This window comes from Rhodopseudomonas sp. B29, assembly GCF_000333455.1.
Taxonomy (GTDB): Bacteria; Pseudomonadota; Alphaproteobacteria; order Rhizobiales; family Xanthobacteraceae; genus Rhodopseudomonas.
The window spans coordinates 1-16585 of sequence record NZ_BADD01000653.1; the positions used below are offsets into that span (position 1 = coordinate 1).

Consider the following 16585-nt stretch of genomic DNA (forward strand, 5'->3'; position numbering starts at 1 on the left):
CATGTGGCGCAGAAACATGTTTCGCCGCGGGGAGACCACCGCTCGGCGTGATGCCGCTGTATCACAACCATGGGCGTGCGTCGGCTGATCGCGATGTCGCTGATCGGCGGCACCTTCGTCTGTTTGCCGCGCTACGACTCGGCGCGCGCGCTGTCGGTGATCGCCAATGAGCGCGTCAGCAATCTCTATCTTGTGCCGACGCTGTATCACGATCTCGTCCAACATCCGGCGTTCGCCACCACCGACGTCTCCAGCGTGCGCAAGCTCGGCTTCGCCGGCGCGCCGATGACCGACGGCTTGTTGCAGAAGCTCGAAGGCGCGTTCAGGCCGGATCTGTTCGTCAATCATTACGGCAGTTCGGAAATCTACACCTTCACGGTCGATCAGAGCGCCGTCGCCAAGCCCGGCTCTGCCGGCCGCGCCGGCATCAATCAGTTGATCCGGGTGGTGAAGATGAATGCGGCTTCGGCCAGCGAAATCGCGGCCGCAGGCGAAGAGGGCGAGATCGTCGCGGCGCTGGCCGGTGACGAATCTTTCGAAGGCTATTGGCGGCGCCCCGATGCCGACGCCAAGTCGCTGCGCGATGGTTGGTACTTCACCGGCGACACCGGATTTTTCGACGACGACGGCGACCTGTACGTCACCGGCCGGGTCGACGATATGATCATCACCGGCGGCGAGAACGTCTCGCCGGTCGAGATCGAAAGCTGCCTGTCGCTGCATCCCGCGGTGGTCGAAGTCGCGGTCGTTGGCCTGCCCGACGAACGCTGGGGCAAGATCGTCGCCGCCTTCGTCAAGCGCCGTGCGTTCGTCGACAGCCAAGAGCTCGACGATTTCTGCCGCACCTCCGGCCTCGCCAATTTCAAACGCCCGCGCCGCTTCGTGTTCGTCGATGCGCTGCCGAAATCGCCGGTCGGCAAGTTGCTGCGGCGGATGCTGATCGCCGGCGAATATGACCCGGAAACACAGGCGCCGAGCGCCACTTCCAAAGCTTCCTAAACCTCGAAGGATAACGACAATGGCTGACCTTTACTCGTTCAAGGACCCGCGACTCGACAAGCTCGACGGCTTTCGCGTCGAGCTTGACGAGGCCAACGAACGAGCCGACATCGTGCTCGACCGGCCGCCCTACAACATCGTCTCGATGCCGCAGCGCGATCAATTCCGCCTGGTGTTCGAAACGCTCGACGAAGATCCGCGGGTTCGCGTCATCGTGGTGCGCGCGGTCGGTCAGCATTTCTCGAGCGGCGGCAATATCGGCGGCTTCATGAAGGCGACGCCGGAGCATGTCTCAAAGCTGGCCTGGAACATCGCCTCGCCGGCGCGCTGTTCTAAACCGGTGGTCGTTGCCAATCGCGGCTATTGCTTCGGTGTCGGCTTCGAATTGTCGCTGGCCTGCGACTTCCGCATCGCCTCGGAGACCACGCAGTACGCGCTGCCGGAGCAGAAGCTCGGCCAGATCCCCGGCTCGGGCGGCTCGGCGCGGCTGCAGATGATGATCGGCATCACCCGGACCAAGGACATCGTGATGCGGTCGCGGCGCATCTCCGCCAAGCAGGCTTACGAGTGGGGGATCGCGACCGAGTGCGTGCCGGACGCCGATTTGGAAAAGGCGACCGATGCGCTGGTCGCCGAACTCCGCACATTCTCGCCGCTGGCGCAGCGCACCGCCAAGAAGCTGCTCAACGACACCGAGGACTCGCCGCTCGCCATCGCCATCGAGCTGGAAGGCCATTGCTACAGCCGGCTGCGCCAGTCCGAGGACTTCAAGGAAGGCGTCGAAGCGTTCGACGAGAAACGTCCGCCGAAATTCAAGGGCCTGTGAACTCATCAAACAAAACAAAGACGGAGGGAACCATACCATGACCAAGACAGCATCGGTCCTGACAGGACTACTCGCCGGCACCGCGCTCGCGGTGTCGGTCCACGCCGCGTCGGCCGCCGATCCGATCAAGATCGGCGTCGTGACGCCGCTGTCGGGCACCTATACGCCGATCGGCCAGCAGGTGCGCTGGGGACTCGAACTCGCCACCAAGGAAGTCAACGCCGCCGGTGGCGTAATGGGCCGTCAGATCGAACTGATTTTCGAGGACGAAGAGGCCAATCCGTCGGTCGCGGTGCAGAAGGCCGAGAAACTGTTCGAGGTGCAGAAGGTCGACTTCCTAACCGGCACGGTCAATTCCGGATCGACGCTGGCTGTCGGCCAGACCGCCGAACGCGCCAAGAAGCTGATCGCCACCACGGTTTCGTTCGCGGATTCGATCACCACCGACAAGTGCTCGCCCAACGTGTTCCGCGTCAACGCCCGCGCCGGCCAGCAATCGACCGCGCTGGCCGCCTGGGTGGCCAAGCAGAAGCCGAAGGCCAAGGTGTTCTTCCTCGGCCCCGACTACGAGATGGGCCGTTCGACCGTCGCCACCTTCAAGAAGACCATCGAAGGGCTCGGCGCCACCTCGGTCGGCGAGGTGTTCGCGCCGCTCGACAGCAAGGACTACACGCAATATTTCGGCCAGCTGCGCCAGGCCCGGCCGGAGGTGCTGTACACCTCGGTGGCAGGCAACGACACTGTGCGCCTGCTCACCCAGATGCAGGACTTCGGCCTCGCCAAGAACCTGATCGTGGTTGGCGCGTCCGGCACGGTGACGTCGCAGAACATCTCGGCGATCGGCTCGGCCGCCAACGGCTTCGCCACCGGCTCCGGCTATTCGACGCAGATCGACACGCCGGAGAACAAGAAGTTCGTCGAAGCCTTCAAGGCGGCCAACAAGGCCGATCCTGATCTGTACGGCGCCGACAGCTACGGGCTGATCTACTTCTTCAAGGCCGCCGTCGAGAAAGCGCAGTCGACCGACACCGACAAGCTGCGCAAGGCGATGGAAGGGCTGGAGTGGATGACGCCCCAGGGCAAGAAGACCATGCGGGGCGGCGATCATCAGGCCGTGCAGCCGATGTACGTGGTGCAGGTCAACGACGGCAAGTTCAACATCGTCGGCCAGGTCGGCGGCGACGAAGCCATCGGCCCCGACGAGTGCACCAGGTTCTAAGTTGATTAGCCTGCCGCGGTCGTTCTCGACCGCGGCAGTTTCTTCGCAGACCGTCGCGCGATGCGCGAACGCACCAGCCGAAACACCGCAGCAGGGGCGCCGCATGGCTCCATTTCTCGACTACATTCAGTTCGTGCTCGCGCCGCAGATGATTACCGGGCTCTCCCTCGGTGTGGCGGTGGTGCTGGTGGCGCTCGGCTTGACCATCATCTTCGGCCTGCTCGACGTCATCAACATGGCGCATGGCGAGTTCTACGCGATGGGTGCTTACCTGGCGCTGGCGCTCGGCGCCGCCGGCGTCAACTTCTGGCTGCTGCTGGTGCTGGTGCCGTTGATCATGGTGCCGATCGGCTATGTGGTGGAGCGCGGCCTGATCCAGCGCGTGTTCAACTCGCCGGATCGTCACGTGACCACGCTGCTGCTCACCTTCGGCCTCGGCCTCGTCGTGGAGGAGGGGCTGAAGATCGTGTTCGGGCCGAATACGCAGCGGCCGCCGACGCCGATCAGCGGCGCCGTCGAGGTGCTGGGCGTGCTGCTGCCGAACTATCGCCTGTTCCTGATCGTGGTCGGCGTCGCCATCGTCGCGGCGGTGGCACTGGTGGTCAACAAGACGCGTTATGGCGCGATCGTGCGTGCGGCGGCTTATGACCGCAACATGGCGGCCTCGCTCGGCGTGCCCGTGTCACGGGTGTTCGCGCTGACCTTCGCATTCGGTGTGGCGCTGGCGGCGCTGGCCGGCGTGCTGCTTGCGCCGATCTATTCGGTGTTTCCCACCATGGGCCGTGACTTCATCTTCCTCGCCTTCACAGTGGTGATCGTCGGCGGCATGGGGTCGATCATGGGCGCCGTGATCGCGGGGCTGGTCATCACTCAGATCCAGGCGCTGGCGAGCCTGATCGTCTCGCCGGTGTGGGGCGATCCGATCGTGTTCTCCGTCATGGTTCTGGTGCTGGTGATGCGGCCGCAGGGCCTGTTCGGGCGGCTCGGCCATGCGTGATCCTTCAACCGTCCTGGTTCGTCCCGTGCAAGATCGCCTGACGCTGGCCATGCGCGCCAGCCACGTGCTGGTAGCGATCTTTGTCGCGCTGGCGCTCGCGTTCGCCGCCATCGGAGTGGCGATTGACGACACCTTCTACCTCCGGCTTGCCACCGAGGCGCTGATCTTCAGCGGCCTGGCGCTGTCGGTGGACATCCTGCTCGGTTACACCGGTCTGCTGTCGCTCGGCCAAGCCTTGTATTTCGGCCTCGGCGCCTACGTCTCGGCGCTTGTGCTGCAGCGGGTCCCATCGTTCTGGGCCGCGATGGCAGCCGCGTTGGTCGCCTGCGTCATCGTCGGCGCCTTGGCCGGCCTGATTGTCTACCGCGTGCGCGGCGTGTACTTCGCGCTGGTCACCTTCGGCCTGGCGCAAGTCGCCGCCAAGGCGGTCTACAACACGCGCGAACTCGGCGCCTCGGACGGCCTGATCGGCATCCCGGTGGTCCCGGTCGATCTCGGCTTCGGCACCGTGCAGTCGAACGCGCCGGCCGGCTTCTTTCTGATCACGCTCGGCGTCATCGTCGTTCTGTATCTGGCTGTCGCCTATCTGTTCGAAACACCGTTCGGCCGCGTCCTGATTGCGCTGCGCGCGAACGAGCGGCGCGTGCCGTTCCTCGGCTATTCGCCACGTGCCGCCCGGCTCGCCGCCTATGTGCTGGCCGCGGTCGTCGCCGGCCTGTCGGGCGCGCTGTATCCGATGCTGCGCGGCTTCGTCTCACCGGAGCTATTGTTCTTCTCGACCTCGGGTAACGCCATCATCACCGTGGTCACCGGTGGCGTCGGCACGCTGGCCGGCGCGCTGTACGGCGGAGTCATCCTCACCGTGCTGAAGTCGGTCATCGGTTCGTGGACGCCGCACCATCTCGTCGTCATCGGCCTGTTGTTCATGGCTGCGGTGATCTTCCTGCCCAAGGGGCTGATGGGTTTGGTGCGTCCCTGGATCGAGCGTCTGCTCAGGAGGACAGCGCGATGAAGCCAGTTCTCGAAGTTCGCGGCCTTGGCGTATCGTTCGGCGTGCTGCGCGCCGTGGACGACGTCTGGTTCGACGCCGAGCCGAATGCCATCACCGCGGTGATCGGTCCTAACGGGGCCGGCAAGTCGACGCTTTTCAATCTGATCAGCGGCCAGCTCCGCCCGACCGTGGGGCGCGTCGTGCTGGACGGCGCCGATGTCACCGTCCGCTCGCCGCATCTGCTGCAGCGCGCCGGAATGGGACGCTCGTTTCAGATTACCAATCTATTCTTCGAACTTTCCGTGTTCGAAAATCTGCGGCTTGCCGCGCAGCGGCTCGAGTCGAAGAGGCGCATGCTGCTGCCGGTCGGCCGCCCAGGCCCGGCGCGGTCGCGGGTCGACGAACTGATCGCGCGCTTCGACCTCTCCGCCAAGGCCGGCGATCTCGCCGGCGGGCTATCCCACGGCGAGCAGCGCCGGCTCGAAATCGCGGTGGCGATGGCGGCGAGGCCGTCGATCCTACTGCTCGACGAGCCGACGCAAGGCATGAGCCACGCCGACACGCTCGACACCGCGCGGCTGATCCGCGACCTGTCGCGCGACGTCACCATCCTGCTGATCGAGCACGACATCGGCGTCGTGATGGACATCTCCAAGCACGTCGTGGTGATGCAGCACGGCAGGAAACTCGCCGAAGGCCCGCCGGCCGTGGTGCGCGCAGATCCCGCGGTCCAAGCCGCCTACTTCGGTCACGCATGATGCTCAAGCTCGACGAAGTCCACGTCCATTACGGACTCTCGCATGTCATCCAGGGCGTCCAGATCGAGGCGCGCCCCGGCGAAGTCGTCGGCATCTTCGGCCGCAACGGCGTCGGCAAGACGACGCTGCTCAAGACCATCGCCGGCTGGGTGACGCCCAGCGGCGGCGCGATTCAGCTCGACGGCAAGCGGCTCGACGGCTTGCCGCCCGATCAGGTGTGCCGCCACGGCGTCGGCTTCGTGCCGGAAGACCGGCGGATATTTCCCGGCCTCAGCGTCGAGGAGAATCTGCGGCTCGGATTGATGCAGCGTGCCGGCCGCTCACGCGCCGAGCAGCAGGCCGAGATCGACCGAATCTACGAGCGGATGCCGCGGCTCGCCGAGCGACGCCGGCAGGTCGCCACCACGATGTCGGGCGGCGAGCAGCAGATGCTGGCGATGGCCCGCGTCATGGTCGGCCGACCTCAACTGGTGCTGATCGACGAGCCGAGTGAGGGGCTGGCGCCGATGATCGTCGCCGACGTGTTCGCCATCATCAGCGAGATGAAGGCGGCTGGCGCCATCGTGCTGCTGGTCGAACAGAACGTCCACGGCGCGCTCGACGTGGCCGACCGCTTCTACGTGCTGGAGCGTGGCACGGTGATCGTTCGAGGCGACGCCAAAAGCGAGACTGACCGGGCAAAACTCATCAAAGCGATCGCGGTCTAAGCCTAAGTGCGGCTGAGGTGCCGCAAGGCTGGTCTGTTTCGTCAAGGCGCTGGAACGCCCGCATCCAATGTTGCTGTTCTTCATGACGCTGACAACCTCGGAGACGTTACGCCTCGACAAATTCGCAGCGCGATAGGATTTCATCATTCCTCTGCGTGCGCGGTAGAACGTCGTCCGCAGCTCTACGATGGTCGACAACATCCGCTGTTCAAACCGCCTCGGGTAGAGACGCGCAAGTACAACGTTTGGGCTGTTGCATTCCGTAACGCTAAATTTGCGCCATAGCGGCTTACGGCGTCACTGGAAGCGAATTTGCCTTGCCCTGCCACGGCCGCTTTGGGTCATAATCCGACATCTGGTTCGATTTAGATCTCGTGGTAGGCCGGCCGAGCCCGACAGACTGCGTTCATGTCGGCCCGGACGGCTTCTCGATCTTGGGAGAAACGCGCTTTAAACCGTCACACCGATGAATTTCAGCTGTGAGAATTCTTCTATCGCGTAACGAACGCCCTCACGCCCGACGCCGCTGTTTTTGACGCCGCCGAACGGATAGTTGTCGAGCCGGAAACGGGTCGCTTCGTTGACCCAAAGCGCTCCTACGTCGAACTAGTCAGCGAAGCGCAGCATGGCGGCGAGGTCTCGGGTGAATACCGAGCCCTGCAGGCCAAAGGGCGAGTCGTTTGCCAGTCCGAGTGCCTGTTCGGTGGTGTCGAAACCGCGGATCAGGGCGATCGGGCCGAAGATCTCCTCGCGCCACAGCCGAGCGTCGGAGGACACGTCGAGCAGGATTCCGATAGGCGACATCCAAGCCTATTTTTCGCTCGGGCTGCGGGAATGGACACCGGGGTCGGCTCGGTTCAATAGCGTCATCCAGGTTCAAGACGCTCGGTGCGGAGACATGTCTTCTCATCCCGCCAATTCAGAGCGTGCGCAGGCGATCATCTCGCGGCTGCATGGACCAAGGAGACGTATATGTTGAAGAGATTTCCGATCGCCGGGTTGGTTGTCGGCGCGGCTGTGCTTGTCGGCTTCATGGCGGCGCGACCGGGCGACGCCCAGACCCCGGCGACTCCCAAGCGCTATTTGCCGGAGTGGACGGCGAGCGGCGATCTGATCCTCCCCAAGGGATTTCATCGATGGGTCTTCGTCGGATCCCCGCTGACACCCAACGCCCTCAACGGCGGCAAGGCGAACTTCCCCGAGTTTCACAACGTCTACATCGAGCCGGGCTCGTACGAGATCTACAAGCAGACCGGCGAATTTCCGGAAGGAACCATCCTGTTCAAAGAGCTTCAGTTGACGCTGCCGGGAGAGAATTCCGACGGGTCGCGAACGGAACTCTCGGGCCGCGGATATTTCGGCGGTCCGCTCAACGGCGCCGACGTGACTGTCAAAGATACCAAGCGTTTCCCGGACACCGGCGGCTGGGGTTACTTCAACTTCCATCACTACGAGCCTAAGGCGGCGACTGCGAAGGCGATGCCGAAATCGGAATGCGCCTACTGTCACATGGCAAGCGCGAAGAAGGACGAAGTATGGACCCAGTTCTATCCGCTCCTCGACAATCCGAAGCTCGACTGATGACCACGACATCCCGAGCCAAATTCATCATGACGGCCGTCGCGGTAGCCAGCTTCGGCGCGCTGGTCCTGTTCAGCCACGGCAACGCCATGGCGCAAGGCGCCGCGACCGAAAGCGCCGCGGCATCCGTCACGGACGCGATGGGCAACATGCACATTCCGCCCGACTACAGGACCACCTACGAATTTCTCGGTACGTGGTCGGTCGCAGGTGACGACGGCAAGGGCGCCAAGCAGATGCATGTCGTCTACGCGTCGCCCGGCACGATCGCGGCCTTCCGCAAGACCGGCCATTTCCCCGAGGGAGCGGTGCTGGTCAAGGAAGTCTACGAGGCGACGACCAAGGACATGACGACCGGGTCCGTGAGCCACGAAGACAAGCTCGTGGGCTGGTTCCTGATGGTGCGCGACACCAAGAACAATCACGCCGGAAACAAGCTCTGGGGCGACGGTTGGGGCTGGTCCTGGTTCGATGCCGGCAATCCGACCAAGACCACGTCGACGGACTACAAGACGGACTGCCAGAGCTGTCATGTGCCGGCTAGGGCGACCGAGTGGATCTACACGCTCGGCTACCCACCGCTGAAGAAATAGGGCGAAGGTGGCCGGGTGATTGCGCGCGTCGTAGGATCGGTGACGGAGGTGCCGCCATGCACGTGACCCGAGGCTTCAAGGGCAAGCGCCGCACCGATGCGACCGATCGCGCGCGGCTGCCGCCCGGCCAGTACCTGACTCCCGAGTTTCCGGTCCTGACAGCGGGGCCGACGATCCATACGCCGCTCGATCGCTGGAAGCTGGCCCTCCAGAACGGCGGCTCGTTGGTCGCGACCTGGACGTGGGCCGAGTTCGAGGCGCTGCCGCAAACGGACCTGCAAACCGACATCCACTGCGTGACGCAGTGGAGCAAGTTCGACACGCGCTGGCGCGGCGTGACGATCGACGACATCTTCCGCGCCGCCGACCTTGCGGTCCCGCCGACCGGCTATCTGATGGCCCATTGCGACGGCGGCTACACGACCAACCTGCTCGTCTCCGACCTGATCGACGGCCGCGCGATGATCGCCACCCACTACGACGGCCTGCCGCTGCTGCCCTCGCACGGCGGCCCGGCTCGTCTGCTGCTGCCTCATTTGTATTTCTGGAAGAGCGCCAAATGGGTGCGCCGGCTTGCGTTTCGCGACAAGGACGATCCGGGCTTCTGGGAATCGCGCGGCTATCACCTCCGCGGTGATCCCTGGCGCGAACAACGATACCACGGTGATCCGTAGTGGATCAGACGATCGCGACGATCCCCTGGCTGCTGGCGACGGCGGTGGCGATCCGCAATGAGACTGCGACCGTCAAGACCTTCACGTTCGACGTCCCCGACTGGCCCGGCCATCTTGCCGGCCAGCACGTCGATCTGCGGCTGACGGCCGAGGACGGCTACGTCGCGCAGCGTAGTTATTCGATCGCGTCCGCCAGCGGGACCGGGTCACATATCGATCTGACCATCGATCTGGTCGCTGATGGAGAGGTGTCGGAATTCCTGCACAACGAGTTGAGGATCGGGGATCGCATCGAATTGCGCGGCCCGATCGGAGGCTACTTCACCTGGTCGCCGCGACAAGACAACGGCCTGCTGCTGCTCGCCGGAGGATCGGGCATCGTGCCGCTGATGTCGATCCTACGGACACGCGCATTGGTGAAATCGGAGCGGCTCGCCCGCCTGCTCTATTCGTCGCGCTCCGCCGACAGGATCATCTACCGCGAGGGGCTCGAGGCGCTTGCGGCTCTGCCCAACGGCGTGATCCTAACCCACACCGTAACCAGGGGCGCGCCTCCGGGCTGGAAGGGCGAGCGCAGCAGGATCGGACGCGTCATGCTGACCCGGCGCGAGTTCACGCCCGCGGGACATCCGGACGTATTCGTCTGCGGGCCTGCGGCTTTCGTCGAGACGGTCGCCGGCCATCTCGCCGCGATGGGACATCCGGAAGACAAGGTGCGGACCGAGCGCTTCGGTCCGACCGGCGAATGACCGACAACAGCCGGCGCAGCGGCGCCGTGGATCATTGATCAGCCGCGGGCCTCGGCTTGAGTGCGATCTCGACGAGGCGCTGGCGTAATCGAGGCACGACGAAATCGACGAAGACGCGGAGCTTCAGCGGCATCCGGTTGTGCGCGTCGTAGACGAGGTGGACCGGGCGCGGCTTCGGCTCGAACTCTTCCAGCGCGAGGGCCAGTCGTCCGTCGCGCACGTAGTCCGCGACCTGGTAGGACACGGCGCGGACGAGGCCGGCTCCGGACAGTGCGGCGTCGATCGCCGCATCGATCGTGTTGACGCTGAGCCGGGACTTGAACGACGTGGTGATCGGAGCGCCATCGGCCTGGAATATCCACGAGCTCAGCGCCGACACGCTATCGAACGAAACGACGCGATGCTGCGCCAGTTCGTCCGGCGTCGTCGGCGCGCCGTGCGTGGCCAGATAATCCGGGCTCGCGCAGACGACGTGCCGAACCTCTCCCAGCCGGCTGGCAATCAGGCTGCTGTCGGCCAGCGGACCGATGCGCAGCGCGACGTCGACTTGGTCCTCGAGAAAATGAGTTACCCGATCGGTCATCACCAGACCGACCGAGACGCCCGGAAAAGCCTCGAGGAAACGCATCACGATCGGCAGCACATTCATCCGCCCGAACATGATGGGGGCGGTGACGACGAGGTCGCCTTTCGGCTCGGTGTACTCTCCGGATGCGGCGCGCTCCGCCTCGTGCAATTGCTCGAGGATCGATTTCGCCGCGGTGACGTAGGAGCGGCCCGCCGGCGTCAGGTCGAGGCCTTTCGTCGACCGGATCAGCAGCGTCGCGTTCAGGTGCGTTTCGAGGTCCGACACCTTGCGGCTGACTGTGGCCAACGGCAGGCGGAGTTTCTTACCGGCTTTCGAAAGGCTTCCGGCTTCCACCGCTGCGAGCAGCACCGACATGGCGTCCAGACGGTCCACCCAAGGCCTTCCATTTTTCGATAGGTCTGCTCCCGGATATATCAGCTATCCGGCGCTTCTGGAAAGATCCAAAACCCACCGCAGGACGCGACGGCGGACGCACCGCTGGTCCGGCAACTGATCGCGGAGGACAATCCAGATGACCACCCAGACCTATCACCGCACCGCCATGGTTCACGGCCGCAAGATCTTCTATCGGGAAGCCGGCAATCCTGCCGCGCCGACAATCCTGCTGCTGCACGGGCTGCCGACCAGCAGCCAGATGTTTCGGGACTTGATCCCGGCGCTGGCCGATCGCTTCCATCTGATCGCACCGGACTATGTCGGCTTCGGCCACTCCGACGCGCCCTCGCGCAGCGAGTTCACCTACACGTTCGACAATCTGGCTTCGCACGTTTCCGGTCTGGTCGATGTGCTCGGGATGAAGTCGTACGTCCTTTACATGCAGGATTACGGCGGGCCGATCGGCTTCCGCCTGTTCGCGGAGCGCCCCGAACTGGTCAAGGGTTTCGTCATCCAGAACACCAACGCCTACATGGAAGGTGTCGGCGAGGCGCCGCGGAAGGTGCTGGTCCCGCTCTGGGAGAACCGCAACGCCGAAACCGAAAAGCCGGCCCGCGACTTCGTCAGCCTCGAAGGAACGAAATTTCACTGGCTCGTCGGCGCCAAGGATCCGGCGGCGATCAACCCGGACAATTGGGTGCTCGACCAGGCGCTGCTCGATCGTCCGGGCACGCAGGACTATCAGGTCGATCTGCTCGAAGACTACAAGACAAACGTCGCGCTGTATCCGACCTGGCAGCAAGCCTTTCGCACGCACAAGCCCAAAACCCTGATCATCTGGGGGGAGCATGATCCGTTCTTCATTCCGCCGGGGGCGCGCGCGTACTTGAACGACATCCCCGACGCCAAGCTCGTCTGGCTCGACAGCGGCCACTTTGTTCTCGACGAGAACGGCCCGCGCGTCGCGGCCGAAATCAAGGTGGTGTTCGGAAGCGACAGCCGGCCGGCCAAGACGTCGGCCTAGCCGTCCGAACCGGCGGCCACCGCGCGTAGCGCAGGCCGCTCTCGACAAACAACCGAAATCAGAGCGGCCCGGATCAGCGGTGCACGCAACGGGGACGCTCGTCNCCAGCCAAGGAGACATGCAATGGACAAGGTCCTCTATATCAAGGCATCGCCGCGGGGCAGCGCCTCGAAGAGCAACGCGATCGCCGACGCCTATCTGGCCGCGCTGCGCGAGCGAAAGCCGGACATCGTCGTCGATACGATCGACCTGTCTACGGAAGTGCTTCCCGAATTCGATGGCGACAAGGTGGCGGCGAAACTTGCGATCCTGACCGGCCAGACTCATCAGGGGCGTGACAAGACGGTTTGGGATGAGGTTGCGGCGATCGCCGACCGTTTCATTGCGGCCGACCGCTACCTGCTGGCGGTGCCGATGTGGAACAACGGCATCCCCTACCGGCTCAAGCACTACATCGACGTGATCCATCAGCCCGGCATGCTGTGGGGCCTCGATCCGAAGACCGGTTACTTCGGACTGCTGAAGAACAAGAAAGCCGTGCTGACCCTGACGAGCGGCGCGTTCGGACCATCGATGCCGTCGCCCGCCTTCGGCATTGATCATCACTCCACCTATCTGCGCGACTGGCTGAACCAGGCCGGTGTCACCGACATCGAAGAGATCCGCTTTCAGCCGACGCTGCTCAACGCCGATCCCGAAGGCGCCTTCGCGGCCGCAGTGGCCGACGCGGTTCGTCTCGCCGGGCGCGATTGAAGCCGATCCGCCGAGGAAACGATCATGGATCGCGGTTTCGTCGTTCTCGTCAACGGCATGTTCGCACTCGATATCGACGGCGACGGTGTTGCCGGCGTGCTTCCGGAGACTTCTTGCGCCTTCGACGTCTGGCGGCTCGAGACCACATTGATTGGTCGGCTCCGGGGGGCCGACGCATGCAAGCATTCGACTACGAACCAAGGAGCTCAGTCATGAGCGAAGACCGAAAAGTCGTCATCGTTACCGGCGCATCGAGAGGAATAGGGAAGCGCTGGTCGCGGCCTATCGGAGCCGCAGTTATCGGGTTGTCGCGACTTCGCGCTCGATCGAGCCGTCGGACAACGCCGATGTGCTGACGATCGCCGGCGACATCGGCGATCCCGCGACCGGCCCCCGTATCGTCGCCGAGGCGCTGTCGCGGTTCGGGCGGGTCGACACCCTCGTGAACAATGCCGGCGCCTTCATTCCGGGCCCGTTCACCAAATACACGCCCGAACAGTATTCCCTGATGATCGCCACCAATCTGAACGGCTTCTTCTACACCACGCAGGCCGCGATCGAAGCCATGGAGAAGCGCGGCAGCGGACACGTCGTCAACGTGACGACGACGCTCGGCGAGCTTGGAAACTCGAAGGTGCCGTCCGTGCTCGCCTCGCTGACCAAGGGCGGTATCAACGCGGCCACCAGGAGTCTGGCGATCGAATATGCAAAGCGCGGCATCCGGGTCAACGCAGTGTCCCCTGGCATCATCAAGACGCCGATGCACGCCCCGGAGACGCATGAAGTTAAGGCAGCCCTTCACCCGATGGGCCGCATGGGAGAGATCGCCGATATCGTGGGAGCGATCCTCTATCTCGAAGCCGCACCCTTCGTCACCGGAGAAATCCTGCATGTCGACGGCGGCCAGTCGGCCGGTCGTTGAACGAAATCATATCGAGTCTCGAGCGGAGTGGAACATGAGGAGTATTTTGGCAATGGCAACGGCAACCTCAATCTTGACCGGCGTGGCGAACGCCGAGCCGGTCCCAGCGACGAATGCGACGACGACCTATCACAGCGTCGAGGTCGACGGCTTGAATCTGTTCTATCGCGAAGCCGGACCGAAGGACGCTTCGACCATCGTGCTTCTCCACGGATTTCCTTCGTCGTCGCGCCAGTACGATCCGATTATCCCGCTACTGGCGACACGATATCACCTGATCGCGCCGGACTTTCCCGGATTCGGCCACAGCGACGCGCCGCCGCCGTCGTCCTACACCTATACGTTCGATAATCTGGCGAAGACGACCAACGCCTTGCTCGACAAGCTGAACATCACCAAAGCCAGCTTCTATATTCACGACTACGGGGCGCCGATCGGATTTCGAATGATGGTCATGCGCCCCGATCGGGTGCAGGCGCTGATCGCTCAGAACGCCAACACCTATGAGGAAGGCCTGGGCCCCAAATGGGCGCTGATCAGGACATATTGGGCCGATCCGAAGGCGCACCCCGAAGTCTTCGAAGCCTTCATGTCGCCGGCCGCGACAGAGCAGCGGCATACGCTTGGTACATCGCACCCTGAACGCTACAATCCGGATACGTGGTCCGACGAAATCGCGCATTTGTCCAAGCCGGGACAGCGCGAGATCCAGGCTGCGCTGCTCTACGACTACCGGACGAACGTCGAGTCCTATCCGGCCTGGCAGGCCTGGCTGCGCCAACACAAGCCACCGACCCTGGTCGTCTGGGGGCGCAACGATCCGTCGTTCATCGCCGCGGGTGGTGACGCCTACAAGCGCGACCTCCCGGATGCGGAGATCCATCAATTGGATGCCGGGCACTTCGTCTTCGACGAACAGACCGACGAGGTCGCGCGCCTGGTCATAGCCTTCATGCAGAAACAGCGGCTCTGACGGGTCCGGAGACGAACGCAGCTGGAGGGGTCGATGCAGGTCCATGGCTCGACTTGCGGCGAGGCGGCGGATTTAACGCCGTTTAACGCCGCCAAACTCGCCCGGACCCGCATCCCCGCTCATGGTGCGGGTGATGATCAGAGAGGGTTGGTCAGCATGACCGCATATGGAAGGCCCCGCGGCGACCATGCGGAGCGTCCTGACCGACGGCGACTGGCGTTGGAGCTACTCGGGCAGGCTCTGGCGCTGTTCGATGACGATCACGACACGGCACGCTGCCGCGTCGAAGATGCTTTCGCGCTGCTGAGCGGCTCGCCGGAGGTCAAGCGTGCGAAGCACAGGATGCTCACACAGTGGAAAATCCAGGAAGCCGAAGAGTACATCAACGCGCACCTCGGCTCTTGCCTTCGCATCCGGGACGTTGCACGCGCGGTCGACATGAGCACCGGTTACTTCTCGCGGGCCTTCAAGAAGGCGGCCGGCATTTCCTATTCCGAGTACGTCACGAGGAACCGGCTCGAGCGCGCCAAGCGAATGCTGTTGACGTCAAATTCCCCGATCGCCGAGGTCGCGTTGGCCTGTGGGCTCGCCGATCAGGCACACCTCACGCGTCTGTTCAGCCGCAGCGAGGGACTGCCGCCGCGCGACTGGCGCCGCATGCTGCGGGACTGCGTCGCGGATCCCAAATCCCGGCTCCGGCCGGGTAGTCGGGAGGTGCCTCCCTCTGCAGCATGACCGTCGCGCGATGAGACGTCCGCAGCGCGACGTCATCGTCCGATCACATATCGAATTCCAGAACCTTCCGCCCGTCTTCGACCAAGATCGAGCGGGCCTGCCAGATGGAGGCTGATTTGTCCGTTTCCCCCAAGTTTCGCAGCATCGAGGTGAACGACCGCCCGAGCGGCGCGCCGATCAAGATCTTCTATCGCGAGGCCGGCCCTGCGGACGCTCCTGTCGTCCTGTTGCTGCACGGCTTTCCGAGTTCAAGCCACCAGTATCGCGGCCTGATCGCCCGGCTGTCGGACAAGTACCAGGTCATCGCGCCCGATCTTCCCGGCTTCGGTTTCTCGGACGCACCTGATCCGAGCGCCTACACGTACACGTTCGATCACCTGGCTCAAACCATCGAGAGCTTCACCGACGCGATCGGCCTGGAGCGCTACGCGCTGTACGTATTCGACTACGGTGCGCCCGTCGGCTTCCGCCTCGCTTTAGCGCGCCCGGAGAAAGTGCTCGCACTGATCTCGCAGAACGGCAATGCCTACGAAGAAGGGCTCAGTGAAGGCTGGAATCCGATCCGCGCCTATTGGCAGGATCCCAGCGAAATCAACCGAAGCAATCTGCGCGCTTTCCTTCAAGAAGGCACCACCCGTTTCCAGTACGAGCACGGCGCCGCCGATCCGTCGATGATCGCCCCGGAAAGCATCGCGCTGGATCAACATTTCCTCGATCTGCCGCATCATGACGAGATCCAGTTGAATCTGTTCGGCGACTACAAGTCGAACGTCGCCGCCTATCCGCGCTTCCAGGAGTACATCCGCAAGCACCGCCCTCCGATGCTCGCGGTATGGGGCAAGAACGATCCCTTCTTCCTGCCGGCGGGGGCGGAGGCCTTCCGCCGCGATAATCCGGACGCGGAAGTACGCTTCGTCGATGCCGGTCATTTTCCCCTCGAGACCAATCTCGAGGAGGTCGCGACGATCATCCGCGCCTTCCTGGCCCGCACGCTCGACGCTGAACAGGGCGCTGCCCTATTCGGTCCGCTGAGAGAGGCATCGGCGCCCGCGGCGGCGCGGCCCCAACTCGACGCCATGAAGGCGGCGTTCGGCTTCATCCCCAATCTCGGCTACGCTCT

General features: G+C 63.9%; 16 protein-coding genes and 4 pseudogenes. 18 read left to right on the forward strand and 2 right to left on the reverse strand.

What is annotated here, in order from left to right:
• The 7 genes and pseudogenes from I5M_RS30505 to I5M_RS23415 all read left to right on the forward strand — a co-directional run.
• Positions 1-999, forward strand: a pseudogene (locus tag I5M_RS30505) (AMP-binding protein); the annotation flags it as partial.
• Positions 1000-1018: 19 nt separating this feature from the next.
• Positions 1019-1825 (forward strand): enoyl-CoA hydratase/isomerase family protein, encoded by an 807-nt coding sequence (locus I5M_RS23390; RefSeq protein ID WP_022723610.1) that lies wholly within the window; start codon positions 1019-1021, stop codon positions 1823-1825.
• A 37-nt stretch (positions 1826-1862) separates the two neighbouring features.
• A complete protein-coding gene (locus I5M_RS23395; RefSeq protein ID WP_022723611.1) occupies positions 1863-3044 on the forward strand; it encodes an ABC transporter substrate-binding protein in 1182 nt (393 codons plus the stop codon).
• Between the two features lie 103 nt (positions 3045-3147).
• Positions 3148-4041, forward strand: a complete 894-nt coding sequence (locus tag I5M_RS23400) for a branched-chain amino acid ABC transporter permease (RefSeq protein WP_022723612.1) — start codon at positions 3148-3150, stop codon at positions 4039-4041.
• A gap of 25 nt (positions 4042-4066) precedes the next feature.
• Positions 4067-5053 carry a branched-chain amino acid ABC transporter permease gene (locus tag I5M_RS23405; protein WP_244432080.1) on the forward strand — a complete coding sequence of 329 codons (987 nt, stop codon included), beginning with the start codon at positions 4067-4069 and terminating at the stop codon, positions 5051-5053.
• On the forward strand, positions 5050-5790 hold the full coding sequence (locus I5M_RS23410) for an ABC transporter ATP-binding protein (protein WP_022723614.1): 741 nt from the start codon (positions 5050-5052) through the stop codon (positions 5788-5790). The genes I5M_RS23405 and I5M_RS23410 overlap by 4 nt, the downstream gene beginning before the upstream one ends.
• Positions 5790-6497 carry an ABC transporter ATP-binding protein gene (locus I5M_RS23415; protein WP_244432081.1) on the forward strand — a complete coding sequence of 236 codons (708 nt, stop codon included), beginning with the start codon at positions 5790-5792 and terminating at the stop codon, positions 6495-6497. The genes I5M_RS23410 and I5M_RS23415 overlap by 1 nt, the downstream gene beginning before the upstream one ends.
• A 450-nt stretch (positions 6498-6947) precedes the next feature.
• On the opposite strand, the pseudogene I5M_RS33880 reads toward I5M_RS23415, so the two are convergent.
• Positions 6948-7301, reverse strand: a pseudogene (locus I5M_RS33880) (aldehyde dehydrogenase family protein).
• A gap of 168 nt (positions 7302-7469) precedes the next feature.
• Here I5M_RS33880 and I5M_RS23425 point away from each other — a divergent pair.
• From I5M_RS23425 to I5M_RS23440, 4 genes are read left to right on the forward strand one after another with little or no spacing between them, the layout of a single operon-like run.
• The gene (locus tag I5M_RS23425; protein ID WP_022723617.1) at positions 7470-8078 is read left to right on the forward strand and encodes a cytochrome P460 family protein; all 609 of its coding nucleotides are present in this window, start codon (positions 7470-7472) and stop codon (positions 8076-8078) included.
• The gene (locus tag I5M_RS23430) at positions 8078-8671 is read left to right on the forward strand and encodes a cytochrome P460 family protein (protein ID WP_022723618.1); all 594 of its coding nucleotides are present in this window, start codon (positions 8078-8080) and stop codon (positions 8669-8671) included. The genes I5M_RS23425 and I5M_RS23430 overlap by 1 nt, the downstream gene beginning before the upstream one ends.
• Positions 8672-8727: 56 nt before the next feature.
• Positions 8728-9345 (forward strand): molybdopterin-dependent oxidoreductase, encoded by a 618-nt coding sequence (locus I5M_RS23435; RefSeq protein WP_022723619.1) that lies wholly within the window; start codon positions 8728-8730, stop codon positions 9343-9345.
• Positions 9345-10094 (forward strand): ferredoxin reductase, encoded by a 750-nt coding sequence (locus tag I5M_RS23440; RefSeq protein ID WP_022723620.1) that lies wholly within the window; start codon positions 9345-9347, stop codon positions 10092-10094. Before I5M_RS23435 ends, I5M_RS23440 begins: the two co-directional genes overlap by 1 nt.
• Before the next feature lie 31 nt (positions 10095-10125).
• Here I5M_RS23440 and I5M_RS23445 read toward each other — a convergent pair whose 3' ends face one another.
• Positions 10126-11055: a LysR family transcriptional regulator gene (locus I5M_RS23445; RefSeq protein WP_022723621.1), complete on the reverse strand. Its 930-nt coding sequence runs from the start codon at positions 11053-11055 to the stop codon at positions 10126-10128.
• 139 nt (positions 11056-11194) lie between these two features.
• On the opposite strand from I5M_RS23445, the gene I5M_RS23450 reads away from it, so the two are divergent.
• From I5M_RS23450 to I5M_RS23480, 7 genes and pseudogenes are all read left to right on the forward strand, one after another.
• On the forward strand, positions 11195-12082 hold the full coding sequence (locus tag I5M_RS23450) for an alpha/beta fold hydrolase (protein ID WP_022723622.1): 888 nt from the start codon (positions 11195-11197) through the stop codon (positions 12080-12082).
• Positions 12083-12205: 123 nt separating this feature from the next.
• A complete protein-coding gene (locus tag I5M_RS23455; RefSeq protein WP_022723623.1) occupies positions 12206-12835 on the forward strand; it encodes an FMN-dependent NADH-azoreductase in 630 nt (209 codons plus the stop codon).
• Positions 12836-12859: 24 nt separating this feature from the next.
• Positions 12860-13051 (forward strand): hypothetical protein, encoded by a 192-nt coding sequence (locus tag I5M_RS23460; RefSeq protein ID WP_022723624.1) that lies wholly within the window; start codon positions 12860-12862, stop codon positions 13049-13051.
• Positions 13048-13757: pseudogene (locus tag I5M_RS30510) on the forward strand (SDR family NAD(P)-dependent oxidoreductase). Before I5M_RS23460 ends, I5M_RS30510 begins: the two are co-directional and overlap by 4 nt.
• Positions 13758-13809: 52 nt before the next feature.
• The gene (locus I5M_RS23470) at positions 13810-14730 is read left to right on the forward strand and encodes an alpha/beta fold hydrolase (protein ID WP_244432082.1); all 921 of its coding nucleotides are present in this window, start codon (positions 13810-13812) and stop codon (positions 14728-14730) included.
• A 33-nt stretch (positions 14731-14763) separates the two neighbouring features.
• Positions 14764-15465, forward strand: coding sequence for a helix-turn-helix transcriptional regulator (locus tag I5M_RS31040; protein ID WP_083909666.1), 702 nt, complete (start codon positions 14764-14766; stop codon positions 15463-15465).
• A 104-nt stretch (positions 15466-15569) separates the two neighbouring features.
• Positions 15570-16451: pseudogene (locus I5M_RS23480) on the forward strand (alpha/beta fold hydrolase); the annotation flags it as partial.
• Between the last annotated feature and the right edge of the window lie 134 nt (positions 16452-16585).